General features: G+C 42.0%; 20 protein-coding genes. 2 read left to right on the top strand and 18 right to left on the bottom strand.

Going from position 1 to position 22027, the window contains the following annotated elements:
- Positions 1-170: 170 nt before the first annotated feature.
- From prfB to G541_RS09585, 5 genes are all read right to left on the bottom strand, one after another.
- Positions 171-1290, bottom strand: a protein-coding gene (gene prfB, locus G541_RS0107035; protein WP_235806359.1) for a peptide chain release factor 2 whose coding sequence is annotated in 2 segments (ribosomal slippage) — positions 171-1217 and positions 1219-1290 — 1119 coding nt in all. Because the reading frame shifts where the segments join, the coding sequence is not laid out codon by codon here.
- A 61-nt stretch (positions 1291-1351) separates the two neighbouring features.
- Positions 1352-3715, bottom strand: coding sequence for a preprotein translocase subunit SecA (gene secA / locus G541_RS0107030; RefSeq protein WP_027826975.1), 2364 nt, complete (start codon positions 3713-3715; stop codon positions 1352-1354).
- 207 nt (positions 3716-3922) lie between these two features.
- Positions 3923-4474, bottom strand: a complete 552-nt coding sequence (hpf, locus tag G541_RS0107025) for a ribosome hibernation-promoting factor, HPF/YfiA family (RefSeq protein ID WP_009553161.1) — start codon at positions 4472-4474, stop codon at positions 3923-3925.
- A gap of 149 nt (positions 4475-4623) precedes the next feature.
- Positions 4624-5136 (bottom strand): ComF family protein, encoded by a 513-nt coding sequence (locus G541_RS0107020; protein WP_051174589.1) that lies wholly within the window; start codon positions 5134-5136, stop codon positions 4624-4626.
- Positions 5137-5309: 173 nt separating this feature from the next.
- Complete coding sequence (locus tag G541_RS09585) at positions 5310-6656, bottom strand: DEAD/DEAH box helicase family protein (protein ID WP_035163115.1); 1347 nt, start codon at positions 6654-6656, stop codon at positions 5310-5312.
- Positions 6657-6745: 89 nt separating this feature from the next.
- On the opposite strand from G541_RS09585, the gene G541_RS0107010 reads away from it, so the two are divergent.
- On the top strand, positions 6746-7396 hold the full coding sequence (locus tag G541_RS0107010; protein ID WP_027826973.1) for a YigZ family protein: 651 nt from the start codon (positions 6746-6748) through the stop codon (positions 7394-7396).
- A 62-nt stretch (positions 7397-7458) separates the two neighbouring features.
- Here the strand turns inward: G541_RS0107010 and G541_RS0107005 are convergent, their stop codons facing one another.
- From G541_RS0107005 to G541_RS0106990, 4 genes are all read right to left on the bottom strand, one after another.
- Positions 7459-9291, bottom strand: a complete 1833-nt coding sequence (locus G541_RS0107005) for an APC family permease (protein ID WP_027826972.1) — start codon at positions 9289-9291, stop codon at positions 7459-7461.
- Between the two features lie 298 nt (positions 9292-9589).
- The gene (groL, locus tag G541_RS0107000) at positions 9590-11212 is read right to left on the bottom strand and encodes a chaperonin GroEL (protein WP_009553170.1); all 1623 of its coding nucleotides are present in this window, start codon (positions 11210-11212) and stop codon (positions 9590-9592) included.
- 37 nt (positions 11213-11249) lie between these two features.
- Positions 11250-11534, bottom strand: a complete 285-nt coding sequence (gene groES, locus G541_RS0106995; protein ID WP_027826971.1) for a co-chaperone GroES — start codon at positions 11532-11534, stop codon at positions 11250-11252.
- 199 nt (positions 11535-11733) lie between these two features.
- Complete coding sequence (locus G541_RS0106990) at positions 11734-12390, bottom strand: redox-sensing transcriptional repressor Rex (RefSeq protein WP_027826970.1); 657 nt, start codon at positions 12388-12390, stop codon at positions 11734-11736.
- 98 nt (positions 12391-12488) lie between these two features.
- On the opposite strand from G541_RS0106990, the gene G541_RS0106985 reads away from it, so the two are divergent.
- Positions 12489-14435, top strand: a complete 1947-nt coding sequence (locus G541_RS0106985) for an ABC-F family ATP-binding cassette domain-containing protein (RefSeq protein ID WP_027826969.1) — start codon at positions 12489-12491, stop codon at positions 14433-14435.
- Between the two features lie 54 nt (positions 14436-14489).
- Here the strand turns inward: G541_RS0106985 and tsaD are convergent, their stop codons facing one another.
- The 9 genes from tsaD to tmk form a co-directional block, all read right to left on the bottom strand.
- Positions 14490-15533: a tRNA (adenosine(37)-N6)-threonylcarbamoyltransferase complex transferase subunit TsaD gene (gene tsaD / locus G541_RS0106980; protein WP_027826968.1), complete on the bottom strand. Its 1044-nt coding sequence runs from the start codon at positions 15531-15533 to the stop codon at positions 14490-14492.
- Positions 15534-15549: 16 nt separating this feature from the next.
- Entirely contained in the window at positions 15550-16068 is a 519-nt protein-coding gene (locus G541_RS0106975; RefSeq protein WP_027826967.1) for a GNAT family N-acetyltransferase, read from the bottom strand.
- Complete coding sequence (gene tsaB, locus G541_RS0106970) at positions 16052-16774, bottom strand: tRNA (adenosine(37)-N6)-threonylcarbamoyltransferase complex dimerization subunit type 1 TsaB (protein ID WP_027826966.1); 723 nt, start codon at positions 16772-16774, stop codon at positions 16052-16054. Before tsaB ends, G541_RS0106975 begins: the two co-directional genes overlap by 17 nt.
- Before the next feature lie 79 nt (positions 16775-16853).
- On the bottom strand, positions 16854-18233 hold the full coding sequence (locus tag G541_RS0106965) for a class II fumarate hydratase (protein WP_027826965.1): 1380 nt from the start codon (positions 18231-18233) through the stop codon (positions 16854-16856).
- Complete coding sequence (locus tag G541_RS0106960; protein ID WP_009553184.1) at positions 18234-18980, bottom strand: acyl-[acyl-carrier-protein] thioesterase; 747 nt, start codon at positions 18978-18980, stop codon at positions 18234-18236. It lies immediately after the preceding gene.
- A gap of 23 nt (positions 18981-19003) precedes the next feature.
- On the bottom strand, positions 19004-19888 hold the full coding sequence (gene rsmI, locus G541_RS0106955; protein WP_027826964.1) for a 16S rRNA (cytidine(1402)-2'-O)-methyltransferase: 885 nt from the start codon (positions 19886-19888) through the stop codon (positions 19004-19006).
- On the bottom strand, positions 19888-20229 hold the full coding sequence (locus G541_RS0106950; RefSeq protein ID WP_027826963.1) for a DNA replication initiation control protein YabA: 342 nt from the start codon (positions 20227-20229) through the stop codon (positions 19888-19890). Before G541_RS0106950 ends, rsmI begins: the two co-directional genes overlap by 1 nt.
- 5 nt (positions 20230-20234) lie before the next feature.
- Entirely contained in the window at positions 20235-21236 is a 1002-nt protein-coding gene (gene holB, locus G541_RS0106945; RefSeq protein ID WP_027826962.1) for a DNA polymerase III subunit delta', read from the bottom strand.
- Positions 21237-21252: 16 nt separating this feature from the next.
- Positions 21253-21894 (bottom strand): dTMP kinase, encoded by a 642-nt coding sequence (tmk, locus tag G541_RS0106940; protein ID WP_027826961.1) that lies wholly within the window; start codon positions 21892-21894, stop codon positions 21253-21255.
- Positions 21895-22027: the final 133 nt, after the last annotated feature.

Here is a 22027-nt window from a genome sequence, read left to right as displayed (position 1 = left end):
CTCAAATGTTTGAACTGGCGAACTCCAATTGAGATCTTTTTGCTTAATCTGCGTCATTAAATTTGTTCAAGTTATTTATTGCAATCTACCATTTATTAATGTTTCACAGCTAACGGGGAAAATAACCGCAAGCCTAATATTTAAGAAAGCTAAAATTATCCCCTATCTTCTTATTGTGGATTCTTTTTTTGTAAATTCCACTGTAAGTAAGCGTTGATAAAACCATCTAAATCCCCGTCCATAACTGCTTGAACATTACCAGTTTCATACCCTGTCCGGTGATCTTTCACCATTGAATACGGGTGGAAAACATATGAACGGATCTGTGAGCCCCAACCGATATCCAATTGTTGTCCTTGAATTTCGGCTTTCTTTTTCTCTTGTTCTTCCATTTGCAGTTGATATAACTTAGCCCGTAGCATTTTTTCCGCTGTTGCCCGGTTTTGGAACTGCGACCGTTCTGCCTGACTAGAAACAACAATTCCTGTCGGCTCGTGAATTAACCGCACAGCCGATGAAGTTTTATTGATGTGCTGTCCCCCAGCACCACTAGCCCGAAAGACTTCCATCTTGATGTCTTCTGGTCGCAAATCTACTTCCACAGAATCATCCAGTTCGGGCATAACGTTGACCGAAGCAAATGATGTGTGCCGTCGTCCGGCTGCATCGAACGGTGAGATCCGCACCAAACGGTGAACTCCTTTTTCACTCCGCAAATACCCATAAGCGTTGGTTCCCTTGACCATAAAATAAACGCTCTTAATGCCAGCTTCATCGCCTGCCTGATAGTCCAAAGTTTCTAAAGTGAAATCATGCTGCTCTGCCCACCGGGTATACATTCTAAAGAGCATTGAGCCCCAGTCTTGCGATTCAGTTCCCCCAGCACCAGGGTGTATTTCCAAAATGGCATTATTACTATCATATTCTCCATCTAAGAGGACACCTAATTGGTACTGTTGTAACAACTTTTGCGTCTGGGTAAATTTTTTTTCCAAGTCGGCTAGCATCTCAGGATCACCAGGATCTTCCTGGACCAGTTCTAGCAAGACGTTCAGATCAGCTACCGCTGCATCTAATTGATGAAAATTATCGTATTTATTCTTGAGGATGTTATTTGCTGTAATTAACTTTTGTGCTGCTACACCATCATCCCAAAAACCCGGTTCAGCCATCCGAGCTTCATTTTCAGCAATCCTTTCATTGAGACCATCAAGGTCAAAGAGACCTCCTAAAGTCATCAATCTGCGCTTGCATTTCTGCAATTTCGCGCCGATAATCACTTATTTCCATAAATTTTACCTCCAAAAAGAGGGCTGCATGGAAAACAGTCCTCCGTTTAAATCACTTTAAATTACCGCGTCATGTTTTGACGAATTTCAGCTTTCATGAAAAGCCGCGTTACATCTGCCTCGATTTCACCGATCATGGTTTCAAACATCTTATAACCATCTTGTTGATATTCAACTAATGGGTTCAATTGTCCATAGCCCCGTAACCCAATTGACTGGCGCAGTTGGTCCATTTCATCAATATGATCTGTCCATAAGGAGTCAACCACCCGCAAAATAACAACCTTTTCAAACTCAAGAATTTGACTAGGATCATATAATTGCTTCTCTTTAGTCTTGTAAATTGCTTCAGCTCGCTTCATCAGATAAGCAATCATTTCTTCGGGTTTCTTGTTTTCTAAATCATCAATTGAGATGCTTCCTTCTGGCACCATATATGAAATAGCAAAGTCAACAATACCTTGGAGATCCCACTCTTTTTTGTCACCTTGAGTGTGGTTCTCAACTTGGTGCTTAACTGTTCGCTCAATCATCGGCATAATGACCGGTTTTAAGGTTTTTTCTTCCATAATGACTTGCTGTCTCTGCCGGTAGATAACTTCACGTTGTGCCCGCATAACATCATCATACTGGAGCACTTGCTTCCGCGTATCATAGTTGTTACCTTCAACCCGTTTTTGAGCTGATTCAACTTGGCGGGTTATTAAGCGCGATTGGATAACCACATCGTCATCAGCCGCCTTCATCTTGTTCAAGAATTCTTTAACTCGTTCCGAACCGAAACGCAACATCAAGTCATCTTCCAATGAAAGGTAGAATTGGGTTACCCCAGGATCACCCTGACGACCCGACCGGCCCCGCAACTGATTATCAATCCGCCGCGATTCGTGCCGTTCTGTCCCAATAACTGCCAAACCACCGAGCTCACGCACTCCTGGTCCTAACTTGATGTCAGTCCCCCGGCCGGCCATGTTAGTTGCAATTGTAACCGCACCTTTTTGCCCAGCATTCATGATAATTTCAGCTTCTTTGGCGTGATTCTTAGCATTTAAAACTGCATGCTTAATTCCTGCTTGATCAAGTAAATGTGAGAGATATTCCGACGTTTCAACTGCCACTGTCCCCACTAGAACAGGTTGACCCTTGGCGTTCCGTTCCTTGATATCCTCAACTACTGCTTTAAATTTGCTCTTTAAGGTTGGGTAAAGCAAATCCGGTCGATCTTCCCGAGCCACTGGCTTATTAGTTGGAATGGAAATGACTTCCATGTTGTAAATTTCTCGGAATTCTTCTTGTTCCGTTTTGGCAGTCCCTGTCATTCCGGCCAACTTACGGTACATTCTGAAGAAGTTCTGATAAGTAATGTTAGCCATCGTTTTAGTTTCTTCTTCGATATCAACATGCTCTTTGGCTTCGATTGCTTGGTGTAACCCATCAGAATACCGCCGTCCGTCCATGATCCGCCCGGTAAATTGGTCAACGATCAACACTTCACCATCTTGGACAACATAATCCTTGTCCCGCAACATGATAAAGTTTGCCCGTAAAGCATTGTCCAAGTGGTGGTTAAGAGCTGCATTTTCAGGATCAAAGAGGTTACGCAAGTTAAAATACTTTTCCCCTTTCTTGATCCCTTTTTCAGTCAAGGACACTGTTTTAGATTCTAAATCGACTTTATAATCTTCATCCTTGGTTAAAGTCTTAGCAAAGCGATCAGTCCGAATATATAAGTTAGTTGATCCCTTAGCTTGTCCAGAGATGATCAATGGTGTCCGAGCTTCGTCAATCAGAATTGAGTCCACTTCGTCAACGATAACAAAGTTTAATGGTCGTTGTACCATATCTTCTTTGTAAGCCACCATATTGTCCCGCAAGTAGTCGAACCCTAACTCACTGTTAGTGGAATAAGTAATATCGGCATTGTATGCTGCCCGCTTTTCTTCGGGGGTCTTTTCGGAAATATTTAAGCCGACGGTCATTCCTAGCCAAGAATACAACTCACCCATTTCGGTAGCATCCCGAGCCGATAGATACTCATTCACAGTAACCACGTGCACCCCGTCACCTGATAAGGCATTCAAGTACACTGGCATAGTGGCAGTTAACGTTTTCCCTTCCCCAGTCCGCATTTCTGCGATGTTACCTTGGTGGAGTACAATTCCCCCAATAATTTGGACATGGAAAGGATACAAGCCTAACACCCGCTTGGCCGCTTCCCGAACAACAGCAAATGCTTCTGGAAGTAAATCATCCAAGCTTTCACCGTCAGCATAACGTTGCTTGAATTCAGGCGTCTTAGCCTTGAGTTCATCATCAGATAATGCTGCCATCTCATCAGCATACGCTTCAACTTTATTGGCTAAACGACTCAAACGCTTAACTTCGCGCTTATCGCTTTCAACCCATTTTCTTAGGAAATTTGCCATAGTTTAAGTTTCCTTCCTACACTCATAATTATTTCTATCGTTTAAATTCACTTTATTCTCGCTTACTAAAGTAGAGAATACCATGATTTATTCTATCATCATTGACCTTGATTAGAAAGAATTCTTTATTTTCTCACGCAAAAATAAAAAAGCCACATCCCTCAGGATGCAGCCGCACTCGTCAGATGACAAGTAGTGTGATATCAATTATTCGATGTCGCTTGCCTCGATTAAACCATAACGACCGTCACGACGACGGTAAACAATGTTAATGCCATCTGATTCTGCATCTTGGTAGATAAAGAAATCATGACCTAACATATCCATTTGCAAGATGGCTTCTTCACTATCCATTGGTTTGATAGAAACTTGCTTGGTCCGCACAATATCAAAGCTCTTTTCAGGAACTTCTTCAGTTTCACTAGGAACAAAATCCAAGTTCTTGAAGCCTTTTTCCCGTGATTTGCGGTTAACCTTGGTCTTATATTTTCTGATTTGCCGTTCCAGCTTATCAGTTACCAGGTCAACACTAGCATACATATCTGGTGAGGTTTCCTCTGCTCTAAGTACCAAGTAAGGTAACGGAATCGTGACCTCAACCTTAGCATTCTTGTCAGAATATACCTTCATATTTACGTGTGCTGTGGAGTTAGAAGTATCTTCGAAAAACTTTTCTAACTTGCTGATCTTCTTTTCAACATATTCTCTCAAAGCACTTGTAACTTCGATATTTTCACCACGAACATTGTATTTTAACATAGAAAACCTCTCCTTTCACAGCTTAGGCTCTGCGTCTAGCCGAAGAGAATTACCATCAAATCATTCTGATATTTCTCTCTACTTATATTATAAAGGAATGCGCTTTATTAGACAAATTTTTATCAGACTCTTAAACTTTACTTTTCCTTTCACCGTGCGAGAGTAACCGCTCGCACAACACGGGCACCAGCTGCCACCAGTACGGCTTGAGCATGATACAACGTTTGCCCAGTTGTATAAATATCATCTAATAAGACAATTTGTTTATTATGTAGATCAACCGTTGCATTCAATGCGAATGGTTGCGGTGTTTGTAGCCTTTCAATCCTATTTTTATGTGACTGTTTAATCCTCCCTTTTGTTTGGATAACCCGTAAACAGTCAGTCAAGCGCAGCTCTGGACACAAACCTACCACCTGATTAAAGCCACGATTAGCAAATGTTTCCTTATCCACCGGAATTGGGACATAGAGCCACTGTCGCCTCGGATACTGGCGCACTAATTTTTGATAAGCAGCTGCAAATACCCAGCGCAACCGGTAATCACCATGAAATTTATAACGTTCAAAAAAGTCAACCATCGCTGGCGTCTTATACCGATATAATGCTTGATTATGCAGCAACTGTTTAGTACGCTGCCACCGCTGACAATCTAAACACACTTCGCCTCCCGTACCAGGATAAGCGCAACCAGGGCATGCTTGCGTTTTCTCGATTGGTACAAATTGTTGCTGGCACCATGAGCATATAGGTGGGGTAATTGCCGATCGCCTGGAAAAAAGCCACTTCATATCTGGCTGCCAGCAAAGTAACTGTTGACATAATAAGCACCGTTTCATTTTGTCACCAAATTTTTCCCCTGCCGATTGAGAAAAGCAATCTCCCGTCGGGCTCGTTTTAGCGCCCATGTATATTGCTGACATACCGCCAGGACTTCCCCGGTTGGTGCAGTACTCTTCCGCCCCACTCGTCCAGCAATTTGAATTAAAGTAGTGGCAGTAAAATGCCTAGCATCCGCCGCCAAAATCAGTACTTGGAGGTTAGAAAAAGTCACTCCGCGTTCTAATATAGTTGTTGTCACCAAAAATGTATATTCACGGTTACGAAAAGCCGCCACTTTTTGAACCCGAAACGGATCTCCCGCATGAACCGTTGTTCCCCGAATGGAACTTGTTGTTAGGTGGTGCTTGATGTAGCGATAAATCATTTCCAATTGTTCCACCACAGCCACAAAGACTAAAAAAGGATAGCCCGCTTGAACCCAGCGCGCAATTGTGTTCATCCACCACACATAACGCTGGGTTTGTCCTGCTAAAATCGCCGGAGTGGTTGAGCACACTTTAATGGTTAGCTGCGGAAGTGGTTGCTGGTGAAAGCGCAAGGGCAGAATTGCCAACTCTTTATTAGCATCACGACGAAATGCCCGTACTAGTTTTGCTGGTGGAGTAGCCGTTAATTGGCACGTCACACCAGTAGCTTTCCGGGCCCGCCGGACAGCTTGGTGCAACAACCGATTATTAACAAATGGATAAGCGTCAACTTCATCGATAATTATCAGGTCAAAAGCTTTCACAAAATGTAATAGTTGCTGAACTGTACATACTGTGAGCTGTCGGTATTGATATGGAATCTGTGCTTGCCCATGCTGAAGTAAAATTGATACTGTGGGGAAAGCCTGCTGTAAGCGTGGATACAGTTCATTACAAACATCAATTCGGGGTGTCACAAAGGCAATTCGCCACTGACTTTCTATGGCCCACGCCAAGCTAGCAAAAGTTATTTCCGTTTTGCCCGCTCCCGTAACTGCCCACAAAAGAAAGTCGTGTTGAGCTTGAACAGCCTTTAACATCTGGCTACTACATTTTTGTTGTAAGTTAGACAGTTGTCCTGTCCAGGCTAAAACAGGCTGGGTAGGCTGAGCAAAATGATTTGGTTCTGGAATAGTGTATAATGTATCTGCAGAAGTAAGCCGTCCCAAGGTAATACAGTTTGAACAGTAAATTTCTCCTGACGGTAACTTATTTTCTTTTTCACTTAGCCAACTTTGGCAGCGCGCACAGCGCCATTTTCTCTTACCCAGTCGAACTATCGCTGGTTGTTTCTGGCATTTCTCTGGGATAACTCTGGGTCCTGCTTTAACCGCACGGCCATAAAAATTACTAATGACTTGTTCATCGCACATGATATTTCCTCCTCAACATGTAACTACGAAATACCTATTACTTATGAACAAACCAGTATATTAACTAGTTATGAAAGGAATATTGCGTAATGCTTCAAGAAAACTACATTACCCTCAAAGAAAACGGCCACGCTCAAATTGTAATCCGCAAATCAGAATTCATTTGTAGCTTGGCCCGTGTAACTACCGAAGAAGAAGCGCAGGCGTTTATCGCCCAAGTTCGTAAAGAGCACTATAAGGCTACCCATAACTGCTTTGCCTACGTCTTGGGGATGCATGACGAGATCCAACGTCAAAGCGATGACGGTGAGCCTTCTGGAACTGCAGGTGTTCCCATTCTCAAAGTTCTCCAGAATCTCGCCGTTCGCAATGTCTGTGCTGTGGTCACACGTTACTTCGGTGGCATCAAGCTTGGGGCTGGTGGGTTGATTCGTGCATATAGCAATGCTACTTCCCATGCGTTAACAGAAATTGGTCTTGTCCGTCGGGTTGTTCAGCAACAGGTTTTCTTTACCATTGCTTATCCTCTCCTCGGAAAATTACAAAACTATTTGGAAAATAAACACATTAGTATCATCGACACCCAATTTACTGACCAAGTCACTCTTGAAATCGCTATTGATGAAGAACAGAGTTCTACATTGCAGCAACAGGTATATGACTTTCTCAACGCCCAAGTTACCATCACCACCGGTGACTTGGTTTATAATGAACTACCCTATGATCCTCATCAAACATGAATAATAAAATTCAAAACAGGGGCAACCTGGTAATACATTACCAAGTTGCCCCTGTTTTTAGGCTATTCATCTAAATGATAATTATACGTAGAAACAATAATGTTTTCTCGTGAATTCAGGGTTGCCCGTAGTTTCAGGCTTGTTTGATTGTGCAAAGCCATTTGCCACGGTTTCTTTGGAATAAACTGTGGCACCAATACTGTCACTGTATAGTTACGCTTAGCTGCATTAGAAGCAATCACGTCCGCAAACCGTAACACCGGTTTGGCCACAGAACGATACGAAGAATGAATGTTTACAAAGCGTACATCCGGGAAAGCTCGTTTAAATTCTTCTTCAGTTTCTTTTTCCTTTTGAGGATTGGTATCAAAAGAAACGTGCATAGCGATCACATAATCCCCAATCGACCGCGCATAATTAATCGCTCCAGTAGTAACATGCGTTACGCTGCTGACCAAAACGATCACTGTTGAACCATCATAATCATAAAGTTGAGGTACTTCTGTATTTAACCGCAACTGTTCTGCAACTGATTGATAATGACTGTGGATCTTGTAAAAGCCAAATAATAACACCGGCATAATAATCAGGTATGGCCAAACATTTTCAAAGTGTAAGAAGAACAAGAAAATGACTAACGCCAAAGAAATCAATGCTCCTAAGAGGTTAATCAAGGAGTTGAAGATCCAATGTTTACCCCGATGTCTAAACCAATGCACAATCATCCCTGATTGTGACAGAGTAAAGGGAACGAAGACCCCTACTGCATACAACGGAATTAAAGAATTGGTTGAGCCATTAAAGATCAAAATCAAGGCAATTGCGCCAATAGCTAAGGCAATAATCCCATTAGAGTACCCTAATCGGTCCCCTTTATCCATGAATTGTCGGGGAACGAATTTATCTTTAGCAAGGTTATATGCCAAAATAGGGAAAGCTGAGAACCCCGTATTGGCCGCAACTGCCAGGATCATAGCAGTTGCCAGCTGTAATAGATAAAAAAGTACCCCATGTCCAAAGACAGCGATCCCAATTTGAGAAAGTACCGTTTGCTTGTTATTAGGCATGACGCCCAAATAATAGCTTAAGAAAATAATTCCCGCAAAAATTGATGCCAAGATCAATGACATAATCGCTAAAGTGTTAGCAGCATTTTTGCTCTTTGGTTGCTTAAAGTTAGGCACAGCATTACTGATAGCTTCGACCCCCGTCAATGAGGATGATCCAGCCGAGAAAGCCCGTAAAAATAGTACTAAGCTCATGCCTGGAACAGCCTCACCGATATGAGCTGCTCCTTGGAACTCTACATTTCCCGTTACAATATTATACAAGCCTGCGCCCACCAAAAGGGCCATCATAATCACAAACGAGTACACTGGCACGGTTAAGAAAGAAGCTGATTCACGCATTCCACGAAGATTGAGAATCATGATAAACAAAACGATTAAGATCGAAATAGTAATGGCATACTTTCTTAATCCCGGTAAGGCAGAAGTGATCGCTTCAGTACCTGAAGTGACTGAAACAGCCACGGTTAGCATATAATCAACCAACAAGGAACCACCAGCTACAAGCCCCGCATTGGTTCCCCAGTTCTCTGTTGCAACCACATATGCACCCCCACCAGAGGGGTATGCATGAATAATCTGTCGGTACGACATTGTAATTGCAAAAAGTAATACCAGAACAATTAGGGCTGCTGGTAAGGCATACCATGTTGCTGCTGCTGACAATACTAACAGTACCGTCGTAATTTGCTCTGGTCCATATGCTACGGATGACAAGGCGTCAGACGAAAGGAGCGCCAATGCCTTGAACTTGGTCAGTGACTGGCCACTTTCTTCTTCTGTTTTCAGTGGTTCACCGATTAAAAAGCGTTTAATGTAGCGCCACATTATAATCCTCCTAAAAGTAACAAATCAACTAATATCACTATATTGCAATATTTAGCTAAAAGTCAAAAAAATTTGGTAGCGTTTTAGCTACAAAAATGGCAATTCTACTATTAGACATTAAATAATGCTTAACAAACCATAATATTGTACCCAACTTCCCTTATGCTTGCAAGTTACTACAAAAAAGTGCACCATAAGGTCTCCTTAAACACTAGCTTCTTTCCAGCATTCATCAGGAGTACTTTACAGTGCACTCTTTTCAGCATATTAGTTATTTATGCAGTTATATATCAATTTATTACATCATGCCGCCCATGCCAGCACCAGGTTGTGGTGCAACTGGCGCATGTTCTTCTGGCTTATCAGCCACAACTGCTTCAGTAGTCAACAATACCGCTGAAACACTAGCTGCGTTTTGTAATGCAGAACGAGTTACCTTAGTTGGGTCAATAATCCCAGCTTCAACCATATCAACCCATTCATCAGTAGCTGCATTGTAACCAACGCCTGGCTTTTCACTCTTTAACTTTTCAACGATGACAGAGCCTTCTTTACCAGCATTTTGGGCAATTTGCCGAACTGGTTCTTCCAAGGCGCGCTTGACAATATTGATCCCTGTTTGTTCATCGCCTTCAGCCTGTAATTCAGCCACAGCAGAAATTACATTAACTAAAGCAGTACCACCACCAGGAACAAAGCCTTCTTCAACCGCTGCCCGTGTAGCGTTCAAAGCATCTTCAATTCTGTACTTACGTTCCTTCAATTCTGTATCAGTAGCAGCACCAACCTTGATAACAGCTACCCCACCAGAGAGCTTAGCTAACCGTTCTTGGAGCTTTTCTCTGTCAAATTCAGAAGTAGTTTCACCGATTTGCTTCTTCAATTGGTCAATCCGTTCAGCAATAGCAGCCTTATCGCCTGCACCTTCAACCACCGTTGTGCTGTCCTTTGTAACAGTAACTTTGCCTGCTGTCCCTAATTGATCGAGAGTCGTGTCTTTCAATTGTAAGCCAAGGTCATCAGTAATCACTGTTGCACCAGTTAAGATGGCAATATCTTGTAACATTGCCTTCCGCCGGTCGCCAAAACCAGGAGCCTTCACGGCAACTACATTAAATGTTCCCCGCATCTTGTTCAGGACTAATGTAGGTAAAGCTTCACCATCAACATCATCAGCAATGATCAACAGTGCCCGACCTTGTTGAACAATTTGGTTCAATAGAGGCATCATTTCTTGGATGTTAGAAATCTTTTTGTCAGTCAACAAGATGTAAGGCTTGTCCAAGTTAGCTTCCATCTTGTCATCATCAGTTACCATATATTGGGATAAGTAACCGCGATCAAATTGCATCCCTTCAACGACATCAAGGGATGTATCAATCCCTTTAGATTCTTCAATAGAGATGACACCATCATTGCCAACCTTTTCCATTGCGTCAGCAATCAAATTACCAACTTCTTCACTAGCTGAAGAAATAGCTGCAACTTGAGCAATGTCAGACTTGGATTCTACCTTGTGAGCCATCTTGTGGAGGGCATCAACAGCAACCTTAGTTGCCTTTTCAATCCCCCGCCGAATGCCAACAGGGTTTGCCCCTGCAGTAACATTCTTCATTCCTTCATTTACAATTGCTTGGGTCAATACGGTAGCAGTTGTTGTCCCGTCCCCAGCAATATCATTGGTCTTTTGGGCAACTTCAGAAACTAACTTTGCCCCCATGTTTTCAAAGTGATCTTCTAATTCAATTGCCTTAGCAATAGTAACCCCGTCATTTGTACTTGTTGGGGCACCGTAAGATTGTTCAACGACAACGTTCCGTCCCTTAGGACCGATAGTTGTCTTTACAGTATTAGCTAACTTATCTACACCAGCAAGCATTTTTGCCCGTGCATCTTCACCAAACTTAATTTCTTTTGCCATTCTTAATTACACCTCGTTAAAACAATTTTTCGTTTAATTACTCAATAATTGCCATGATGTCATTGGCCCGTACTACCAAGTATTCTTGGTCTTCATACTTAACGTTAGTCCCGGCGTACTTATCAAAAATAACCTTGTCGCCCTTCTTTACACTTGGAGCAACCTTTGCGCCGTTATCGAGGGTCCGTCCTTCACCAACAGCCACTACTGTGCCTTGAGTTGGCTTGTCCTTAGCGTTACTTGCCAGAACCAAGCTTCCAACTTTCATTTCTTCTTCCTTTTGAACTTCTAAGATCACACGATCTCCTAATGGTTTAAGCACTTGTTATCCCTCCAAAATTTGTGATTAGCAGTCTAGCACTTTGAGTGCTAACTGATTACAGTTATTACTATAACCATTTTCATTTTTAATTGCAAGCATTTTTTAGCACTTTTAACCTCCGAGTGCTAAAAAGTTGTCATACAAAAAGCAGAGTAGTTTGAACGTCCCGCCATACACTCTGCTCAGTCACAAAAGACAATTATTCTTTATTTGTTCCTTGCTGATCTAACGAGCGATGATTCAAAAAGTAAATCAAAGTTTGTAATTCACTCGTTAAATTTACATTTTGGACAATAACCGTTGCTGGCACATTGATTCTAGTTGGGGTAAAATTCATGATTCCTTCTACTCCAGCTGCGATCAGCTGATCTGTGACCGTCTGTGCTGCTGCTTCTGGAACTGTCAAAATTACCACCTTGATCGCTTGCTCTTGTAATTGGTTTTGCAACTCTGTTAATGGATAAACCCGAATGTCATCAATCGTAGTTCCCACCACAGATGGATCAATATCAAATGCCGCTCGAATTGCAATATTATTGTCGCGGTGAAAATTAAAGTTCAATAACGCGTGGCCTAAGTTTCCGACCCCGACTAAGGCAACTTTGGTCACTTGGTCTTGCTTTAATATTTTTTTGAAAAAAGCTAATAAGTCAGCTACATCATACCCATAACCTCTTTTCCCCAATGTTCCAAAATGAGAAAAATCGCGGCGAATAGTCCGCGGATCAACCTTAACTCCAGCGGCAAATTCACTCGAGGAGATTCTTTTTTGGCCTGCATCTGCTAAAATGTTAAGGTATTGATAATAGATGGGTAACCGTTTTGCTGTTGCCCGCGGTATCTTCATATCAGCCATTGTCCTAGCTCCTTTTTTGCTATTATTTCTATTTAATTTTACCATAATAGATATAACCCTCACTGGACAATGCCACTCAAAATAAAGTAGGTGAAAAAATGATTTTATTACAAGCTCAAAATGTAGCTCGTTATTTCGGCGCCGACGTTTTGTTTGAAAATATCAATCTTGATATTCAAGACAATTCGCGGATTGCCCTAGTCGGGCGTAACGGAGTGGGTAAAACCACTTTGCTAAAAATGATCGTTGGTGAAACCGAGCCTGATGCCGGCGAGATTGTTAAAAAGCACGGTATTACAATCGGCTACCTAGCTCAAAATTCAGGTCTGGAGTCTTCACGAACAATGCTAGCTGAGATGGAAAGTGTCTTCACTTATCTCAAAGAAATGGAACAACAAATCCATTCATTAGAAGAAAAAATGGCTGATCCTCAGTTGGCTGGTAGCCCCGAATATGAGCAAATCCTGCGGCGATATGACCAACTCCAGCATGATTTCAAGGAACAAAATGGCTACGGGTATGAGAATGAAATCAAGGCTGTACTTCATGGCTTTCAATTCGAGCCAGCCGATTTCGACCGTCCTGTTTCTTCATTATCCGGTGGGCAAAAAACCCGCTTAGCTTTAGCCAAACTCCTTTTGGAAAAACGCGATTTATTGATTCTTGACGAACCAACCAACCACTTAGACATTGATACTTTGACATGGTTAGAAAATTATCTTCAAGCATACCACGGTGCGCTACTGATAGTTTCTCACGACCAATATTTCCTGGATAAAGTCGTCAACGAAGTATATGAAATTAGTCACCACCATTCCGCTTATTATAAAGGAAATTATAGTCACTATGTGACTGAACGCGAACAACGACAACTTAAAGCTTGGAAGGAATACGAAAAGCAACAAGTGGAAATCAAAAAAATGGAAGACTTTGTGCAAAAAAACATTGTTCGGGCTTCCACTACCAAGCGAGCTCAAAGCCGACGAAAACAGTTAGAAAAGATGGACCGCCTAGAACGTCCTACTAACGATTTGGAAGGTCCTCGTTTTGCATTTACAGCTGCTAAAACAAGTGGAAATGTCGTTTTAACAGTTGCTGATGCTGCTATTGGTTATAATGATCACGTAATTTCTGGTCCCATTAATATCGACCTTCGCAAACATAAACGGCTTGCCATTGTTGGACCTAATGGAATTGGGAAGTCTACTCTCCTCAAAAGTATCTTGGGTAAGATTCCTTTCTTAAAGGGAACAGCTAGTTTTGGAACTAACGTTCAAGTTGGCTACTATGACCAGGAGCAGCATAACTTACATGATAAAAAGACCGTCCTCAATGAAATCTGGGACGATCATCCTTTAATGCCCGAAAAAGATGTTCGCTCAATTCTAGGATCATTCCTCTTCCGTGGCGATGATGTTATGAAAGTTGTCCATAACCTCTCAGGGGGAGAGAAAGCTCGATTGTTGCTCACTAAATTAGCCTTAGATAAGGATAATTTTTTGATTCTAGACGAACCAACTAACCACCTTGATATTGACAGTAAAGAAGTGCTTGAAAAGGCTATTGAAGAATTCGATGGTACGGTCCTATTTGTCTCCCACGACCGCTACTTCATTAACAAAACTGCTTCAAGCGTATTGGAAATCACTCCCGAAGGTAGTACCCTTTACCTCGGTGACTATGACTATTATGTTCAGAAAAAAGCTGAACAAGAAGAAATACAGGCTGCTAAAGAAGCGGCCCAGCCTTCGACTGCACCGCAACCAGCACCTGTTTCCCAAAGCAAGCTTGACTATCAGCAAAGCAAGGAACTGCAACGTCAGCAACGGAAAGCAGAACGCACTGTTGCTAAATTGGAAGAACAACTTAACCATTTGGAAGAACAGAAAAATAGTCTGGAAAAACAAATGACTCAGCCAGAAAATTTCAATGATCCTGCTAAAATGTCTGCTTTACAGGTTAAATTGGATACTGTTACCTCACAGATTGAAACAACTGAGGAGCAATGGACTGAAGCAAGTATGGTTCTTGAATCATTCGAATAATTCTTCTAAATTACCCACAAAAAAAGCTGAGAACGCAATGTTCTCAGCTTTTTCCTATGGTAACATTCCTGACCGCCAGTCAAATTCCAAACTTGGATCAGCATTAAGGGCTAAATCTGCCCTTACCTCATGTTGCCAAGCAACATAACCTGCCGCTCCGATCATAGCAGCGTTGTCACCACATAAAGCTAACGGTGCCTTTAATAGTGCTACTTCCGGGTGGTGTTTTTCCATCATCGCTGTTAGATCAGCCCGGAGGCCACTATTAGCAGCTACACCTCCTGCCAAAATCAACTGCCGTACCGGAAATTCTGTCAATGCCCGATCTGTCTTAGCCACCAGAACGTCAACTACGCTTTGTTGAAAACTAGCCGCTAAATCCGCGCGATTGAGTGCTTCGCCGATCTGATCAGCATGGTGCACAGTATTGATAAAAGCACTCTTCAAACCACTAAAACTAAAATCAAAATTTTCTTCTTTAACCATTGCCCGGGGAAAATGGAATGTATCTTGCCCTTGATGAGCCAACTCATCGATTTGCTTTCCGGCTGGATAGGCTAATCCCAAGACGCGCCCCACTTTGTCATAGGCTTCACCAGCAGCATCATCGCGTGTTTCTCCAATTATTTCAAATTGATTTGGTCCGGGTAAGTACACTAACTCCGTGTGCCCGCCTGAAACAAGTAATGCTAATGCTGGAAATTCAATTGGCGCCACAAAACGGGCCGCATAAATATGTCCCGCCATATGGTTAACCGGGATCAGAGGTAAGTTGTGGGCAAAAGCAACTGCTTTAGCAGCTGCTACCCCGACTAGTAAGGCTCCTACCAAACCAGGACCATAGGTAACAGCAACAGCTGTCAAATCATCATATGTGACCTGTGCTTCAGCCAAAGCATCATCAATACACAAAGTAATCTGTTCAATATGGTGCCGACTAGCAACTTCTGGAACTACCCCACCGAACCGCTTATGGCTCTTGATCTGCGTTGCCACGATATTAGACAAAATCTTATGCCCATCTTCTATTACAGCTACGCTTGTTTCATCACAGCTTGATTCAAATGCTAGGATTAAATTTCTTTCTTCATTTGCCACAATTCTCAATCCCCTACTATGCAATGGTATAAATCATATCATCAGAGTTAGTGTGATGGGTAAAACCAGCGACTGTAAATAAATTCTGACTATACGCATCATCCGCATCCACTAAAACTTTCACATACCGCAGACCCAAGTTTTCTGCCTTAGCTACAACCGTCTCCACCATCTTCTTGGCAATTCCCCGGTGACGAAATTCTTTAGCAACTCCAAGCCAGTCAATAATTACCTCCTGGCGATCAGTAAGGATCCGACAAATAATCGCCGCCACCAATTGATCCTCGTGTCGAACCACTAAAAATAGAGCATCTTTATGGTTTTGAACTTCACGTTCAACCACTTCCTTAGTTAAAGGTGGCAAATCACCATAAGTAATTTTATCCAAGCTAACCAATTCAGGCACATCTGGGACGATTGCTCTAGTCAGCAAGTATTTATACTTAGAAACTTCCACATTTTGATTATCAAAGTCAACTTCTTGTTTATGAGTTGGAATAAATTCATCCAACAAATTTTTAAGTTCTTTCAACATAGTTATCGTTTTCCTTTTCTGGGTGGCTTTCTTGCCATTGAATTTCTGCTTGGGTCAACCGGTGATACTCAGGAACAAAATTTGCAATCGTAACTGGCGCTTGCTTGCCACCTAGTAATCCCAAAACATATGCCTGAGGGTAATTGAAATTACCCTCACTTATCCGATAATCCAAGTCTAATTGTGCAAGTTGCTCTGCAAAATGAGCTACATCTGCCCCCACAAAACGCACTTTTACGCCTTTTTCTGTGAGAAATGAACATAGTTTAGTAAAAGCAATATGCTGGTCAGGAAGAACAGTTTGTAATTCTCCATCCTGATATTGGTAAATGCCAGCAAAAACATTGTCCCGCCTAGCATCAAAGAGCGGTACCAATAATTCTGAAGTATCTTGTGGCAGGGCAGCTGCTAACACTTTAAGACTAGATACTCCAACTAGTTCCTTATTCAACGTATCTGCCAATACCTTAGCAGTAGTCACTCCAATCCGTAATCCTGTATATGACCCTGGTCCCTGGGATACTACGAAACGATCAATTGCATCAATAGTTAAGTGACTTTGTTTAAGCATCTTATCAACTAGTGGCATCAAGTTTACACTATGATTTCTGCCGACGTTAGTCGTTACCTGAGCCAGTAGTTTTTCCTCAGATATAACAGCTACACTTAGTGAAGTATTAGCTGTATCAATTGCGAGAATCTTCATTATTTCTTATCTCCGTTGTTCTATTTACTTGATAAATCCAACAAGTTATTATACCGCCCATAACTGGAATGGCAAGCAGTTAGTCTATGCATTGGCTGTTAGTCATCGCCAATGGTTCAATCCATTGATCATATTCATCTGCAGTTAAATATCCCGACTGCAGGGCAGCCTGCCGTAATGTTAGCTGCTGACGTTGTGCTGTCAGTGCGATCTCAGCACTTTTTTCATAACCAATATGTGGGCTAAGTGCAGTTACCAACATTAATGAATTGTCCACTAATTCATGCATTCGTTGTTGATTGACAGTTAATCCCCGCAAACAATGTTCTTCAAATGATGCGGTCACCCCTGCCAAAAGGTCTGCCGAAGCCAAGAAAGCTTGGATAATAACTGGCTTATAGACATTCATCTCAAAGTTTCCCTGACTAGCAGCAAATGTGATCGTGGTATCATTTCCCATAACAGTTGCTGCCGCCATTGTTAGGGCCTCAATCTGCGTCGGATTAACTTTACCTGGCATAATGGATGAACCTGGCTCATTAGCTGGAATAACTAATTCTTCATAACCAGCTCGCGGTCCGCTAGCCAAAAAACGAATATCATTACCGATCTTTATCAAGTCACTAGCTAACGATTTAAATATTCCGTGAATAATATTTATTCCCGTATGGTTTGCCAACCCTTGAAACTTATTGGGAGCACACACTAACTTTAACCGATAAATCTTGCCTAATTCAGTGACCATCGCCTGATCGAATCCTTCAGGAACATTCAATCCTGTTCCAATTGCTGTTCCCCCGATGGGCAATTCTGCTAGGAGCATTAAATTAGCTTGTAATGCCTGCCGGCTATGGTTTAAAGCTGCACGCCAACCTGAAATTTCTTGTCCAAAAGTCATTGGTACGGCGTCTTGTAAGTGAGTGCGACCAATTTTTACTACTTGCCAAAATTCTTCCTGTTTGCCCTTTAAAGTCTGGTCAACTTTTTCTAGCACCGTTAGTACTCGTTTAGTTTCCTGAAACGCCGCAATCTGCATTGCCGTAGGGAAAGTATCATTTGAGCTTTGTGCCATATTAACATGGTCGTTGGGATGTATAAGCAAATGGGGATCAAGCTCATGTGCCACATGACTGATCACTTCATTAACGTTCATATTGGACTGGGTGCCACTCCCAGTTTGATAAACTTTCAACGGGAACGAACTCATCATCTCTGGCATTGCCAAAATTTGATCACAAGCCTGCTCTATTAAAAGCGCCCGCCGTTCGTCTAGCTGTCCCAGTTGCTTATTAACCCGTGCAGCTGCCTTTTTAATATTGATCAGTGCACGTACCACTAACTCCGGCATCACTGGACCTACGGCAAAATTATGACGGCTTCGTTCTGTTTGTGCTCCCCAAAGTGCCGTCTTTGGGACCTTGATTATGCCTAAACTATCATGTTCCTCTCTATACTCCATCTAATCTTCCTTTACTGGTTGCCAATGACATTCAGCCACACAGCTGATAGCATCATCATTGATGATCTCATGGTAAGTAACTAAGCCATTCTTAGCTACCTGGCTATGGACTGTATCTCCATATGCTACTTCTTTCTTATAGACAATATTTAAAGATACCAGATCATGCTGACTCAGAAAATCTTTATCCAAGGCATCCACCATCCAATCAATATAATGAATGTTATTGACGTGACGATTGATGTCAATATCTGTGTAACGAACGCGATAGGTCCGTTCATTATGCTCTGTAACTTCCCCTTGCATCTGTGGCTGTGGCAATCGTTCAATCTTTGTTGTGTAGTCAGCACTATATGGATTAATAAACTCATCCACCAAGCGGACCATTTTTCTTTGCTTTAGGTCCATCATCACAAAAACACTATGCATCTTGGCAACTTGCTTTCCCGATTGATCTTGAACAAAGAAATCCCGATAACAAAAATAGCGGTTATAACTTGTTGCTTGGGTAGTAATCGTTAATTCTTCTCCTACCCGTGGCATTCGGTCAACCGTTAATACATGCTGGGTCACAACCCAACCTAACCCTGCTTTCTTCATATTCTGTAAGGAAACGCCTAAATCATTGCTTTGATCATTCGATACAAGCATCAAGATATCACCTAATTTACCAACGTTTAGCCGTCCTGTTAGGTCCGTATCGTAATAGACAACACGGTGTTGCTCACTATATTTTTTTCCTGGCATGTTAAATCTTCTTTCTGTAATCGTTAATCCAAATGATGAAATTCATTGTACACAACTTGTCGAGCAACCTTATTTTCTTTTGCCACCCGTTTAATAGCTTGGTTGGGTTTCAACCCTTCCGCATCCATCAGTTGTGCCACCTGTTGAGCTAACGATAAGGTCTGGTCTACCACTGGTGTCATTATTTCTGGATGATCATTACCAGCTAGAATAAGAACAAACTCCCCCTTAATCGGGTTAGTTTGCGCCCATTGGAGTGCATCAGCAACTGTCCCGCGCAAAAATTCTTCATACCGTTTAGTCAGTTCCCGACATAAAACAATTTGACGCTCTGTCCCACATATTGTAGCAATATTTTGTAAAGTTTTTGCTAAGCGATGGGGTGCTTCATATAGAATGATCGAACATGTTTGCTGATTTAGTTTAGCCAGTTCCGCTTGTTGCTGTCCTGTTTTGCGAGGTAAGAAACCATAAAAGTAGAATGGTTGTGGAGCTAAACCAGAAGCAATCAGAGCTGTCAGTCCTGCATTCGGACCTGGTAATGGAACTACCGGGATCCCTGCTGCAATACAGGCTACTACTAGTTCATGCCCCGGATCACTAATCGAAGGCATACCCGCGTCACTCACCTGAGCTACATCTTGTCCTGCTTGCATTTTGGCAACTAATTGGGGGATACGCTCCTGGGTATTGTGCTCATGGAAGCTAATTTGCGGTGTGGTAATTGCAAAATGTTGCAAAAGTTTGCCTGTATTTCGGGTGTCTTCAGCCGCAATCACATCAACTGCTTGCAAGACTTCTTGGGCCCGTACAGTCATATCGCCTAAATTTCCAATTGGAGTTGGCACTAAATAAAGACACCCAGTAACATTCTCTCCTTTAAAACTACTCTGTGCTTCGATTGCCATTACTTTCTCTCCCCATAGATAACATCTTGACAAAATACACATGGCTCATCATTTAAGCGACGTGAACCATACATATTATCTACATTGCACACATGAAATCCTTCTTCGTATAATTTTTCCAAATTTTTCCGTGACTTTGATAATTCTTTTGGTCCGCGACTCTTGTCCTTGGCTGCTAATTCTTGCAACCGCTCATGGATGTGCTGGTTTTCAATCTCTAATTCCGCATTCTTCTCCACGATTTTTTCCATTTCTTTTTTTATGACTTCAATATTTTGTAACAACATCCGTGCCTGTGCTTCAATTTCATCAATGCTATTAGCTAATTCTCTTTTATCCATTGTTGTCACCTCGACCCTGTTCCTGGCGTATAAAGATCCATCAGACGCAAGGTTAATTTTTCTAATATTGTCTGAAAACTAACGTTAACCGTTAAACTTCGTGATTGCTTCAGTACTAATTCTACCGCCGTTACTAAACGCGCTGTTTCTACTGTTCCTAGTATTTCTATACTAGTTTCTGTAAAAACAACTTCTTCATCTTGCTCTAAATGCTGTAAAAGCAAATCTCGTGCCAGCAACATGATAAGTTGTAAGCAAAGTTCTCGTTCATCACGACCAACAATCTCTGGCATTAGCTTACTTTGGACAAGTACAAAGGCCATCGGATCATGCCGAATAACCATATTAAACCACTGCTGTGTTAATTTAACTAAACTATCAAAGTGTTCATTAGCTTGCAGCTGTTCAGCAGCTGGTACACTTTCTGTTACATTAGCTAGAATTCGAGCTTGCTTAGCTCCTATTCCGTTTTGAATTAGTTGCTGCTGCAATTGTTCTTTAGGTAAACGTGGTAGTTCTATTAACTGACACCGTGACAGAATAGTTGGTAATATCTGACTCGTGTTTGCAGAAAGTAAAAATGCCGTCACATCACCACTTGGTTCTTCCAAAAATTTCAATAAACTATTAGCAGCCCCGTTGGTCATACGCTCAGCTTCTTGAATGATAAAGACCTTCCGCCGACTCTCAACCCCACTTTTAGTAAATTCAGCTTTGAGAAAACGAATTTGGTCGACCTTAATCGATAAACCATCTGGAACTATCTCAACCACATCTGGATGGTTATGCTCTGCGATCCGCCGACATTCATTACAACGCCCACAAGGGACTCCTGCTTGAACTGCTTCACAAAAAATTCCTTGTGCTACCCATAGTGCCAGCGCTTTTTTCCCTACTCCTTGTGGCCCAGCAAACAGGTAGGCATGAACAAGCTTCTTCTGTGTTACTAACTGCGCAAAATGCCGGCGTAATTGCGTTTGTGCTGTTGTTAAATTCTGTTCTGCCATCCTGTCTTCCCTCACTTTATTCTAAGTATTGACCAACCCGTTGACTAAGTTGTTGGGAAACGGCCGCTACGACCTCTGCTAATGGACGATTAGCATCAATTACTACATAACGGCTAGGATTTTCTTGCGCTAGCCGTTCATAGGCGGCATATGTTTCTTCATAAAAGCTCACGTCTTGTGAGTCCATCCGATCAATTTGGTCTTGACGATGATCCTTGATCCGCTCTAATCCTACTTGGGGCTGAATTTTAAAATAAAATGTCAGATCTGCTTCCAAGCCTTGCGTTGCAAACGAATTAATCGCTGCCACTTCATCAATCCCAATATGTCGTCCCGCTCCTTGATAAACCAAAGAACTATCCACATAACGATCACAAAAGACCACCTTACCTGCAGCTAAAGCAGGTTCAATTGTTTCAACAACATGTTGTGAACGGGCGGCAGCGTATAACAGTGCTTCTGTTCGCGCAGCCATTTCAGTGTTCTTCTTATCTAAAATAATTGCCCGTACTGCTTCTGCGATTCGGTTACCACCTGGTTCTCTAGTAAAAATGTAATTCTTTTTTCCAGTAGTTTCCAAATCTGCTTTGACCTGGTTCAAAACACTGGTCTTTCCGGAGCCGTCGAGCCCTTCAAACGTAATAAAAAGTCCCCGCACAACAAAAACCTCAATTCTCGCATAGTATCTAACTATTTATTTTATGAAAAAATATTCAATACCTTATATATTAACGTTTATAGCCCTTTTTGTCGCCACTTTGTCGCCAAATTATAGGGCTTTTAGTTTTTCA

It is taken from the genome of Ligilactobacillus saerimneri DSM 16049 (assembly GCF_000423265.1).
Taxonomy (GTDB): Bacteria; Bacillota; Bacilli; order Lactobacillales; family Lactobacillaceae; genus Ligilactobacillus; species Ligilactobacillus saerimneri.
The sequence above is the reverse complement of the archived record's forward strand: the minus strand, read 5'-3'. Positions and strand labels throughout refer to the sequence as shown.

Excerpts from the sequence above, each read along its gene's own strand:
- secA (WP_027826975.1), bottom strand. The coding sequence starts at position 3,715 with ATGGCAAATTTCCTAAGAAAATGGGTTGAAAGCGATAAGCGCGAAGTT.
- hpf (WP_009553161.1), bottom strand. The coding sequence starts at position 4,474 with ATGTTAAAATACAATGTTCGTGGTGAAAATATCGAAGTTACAAGTGCT.
- G541_RS09585 (WP_035163115.1), bottom strand. The coding sequence starts at position 6,656 with ATGTGCGATGAACAAGTCATTAGTAATTTTTATGGCCGTGCGGTTAAA.
- G541_RS0107010 (WP_027826973.1), top strand. The coding sequence starts at position 6,746 with ATGCTTCAAGAAAACTACATTACCCTCAAAGAAAACGGCCACGCTCAA.
- G541_RS0107005 (WP_027826972.1), bottom strand. The coding sequence starts at position 9,291 with ATGTGGCGCTACATTAAACGCTTTTTAATCGGTGAACCACTGAAAACA.
- groL (WP_009553170.1), bottom strand. The coding sequence starts at position 11,212 with ATGGCAAAAGAAATTAAGTTTGGTGAAGATGCACGGGCAAAAATGCTT.
- G541_RS0106990 (WP_027826970.1), bottom strand. The coding sequence starts at position 12,390 with ATGGCTGATATGAAGATACCGCGGGCAACAGCAAAACGGTTACCCATC.
- G541_RS0106985 (WP_027826969.1), top strand. The coding sequence starts at position 12,489 with ATGATTTTATTACAAGCTCAAAATGTAGCTCGTTATTTCGGCGCCGAC.
- G541_RS0106975 (WP_027826967.1), bottom strand. The coding sequence starts at position 16,068 with ATGTTGAAAGAACTTAAAAATTTGTTGGATGAATTTATTCCAACTCAT.
- tsaB (WP_027826966.1), bottom strand. The coding sequence starts at position 16,774 with ATGAAGATTCTCGCAATTGATACAGCTAATACTTCACTAAGTGTAGCT.
- G541_RS0106965 (WP_027826965.1), bottom strand. The coding sequence starts at position 18,233 with ATGGAGTATAGAGAGGAACATGATAGTTTAGGCATAATCAAGGTCCCA.
- G541_RS0106960 (WP_009553184.1), bottom strand. The coding sequence starts at position 18,980 with ATGCCAGGAAAAAAATATAGTGAGCAACACCGTGTTGTCTATTACGAT.
- rsmI (WP_027826964.1), bottom strand. The coding sequence starts at position 19,888 with ATGGCAATCGAAGCACAGAGTAGTTTTAAAGGAGAGAATGTTACTGGG.
- G541_RS0106950 (WP_027826963.1), bottom strand. The coding sequence starts at position 20,229 with ATGGATAAAAGAGAATTAGCTAATAGCATTGATGAAATTGAAGCACAG.
- holB (WP_027826962.1), bottom strand. The coding sequence starts at position 21,236 with ATGGCAGAACAGAATTTAACAACAGCACAAACGCAATTACGCCGGCAT.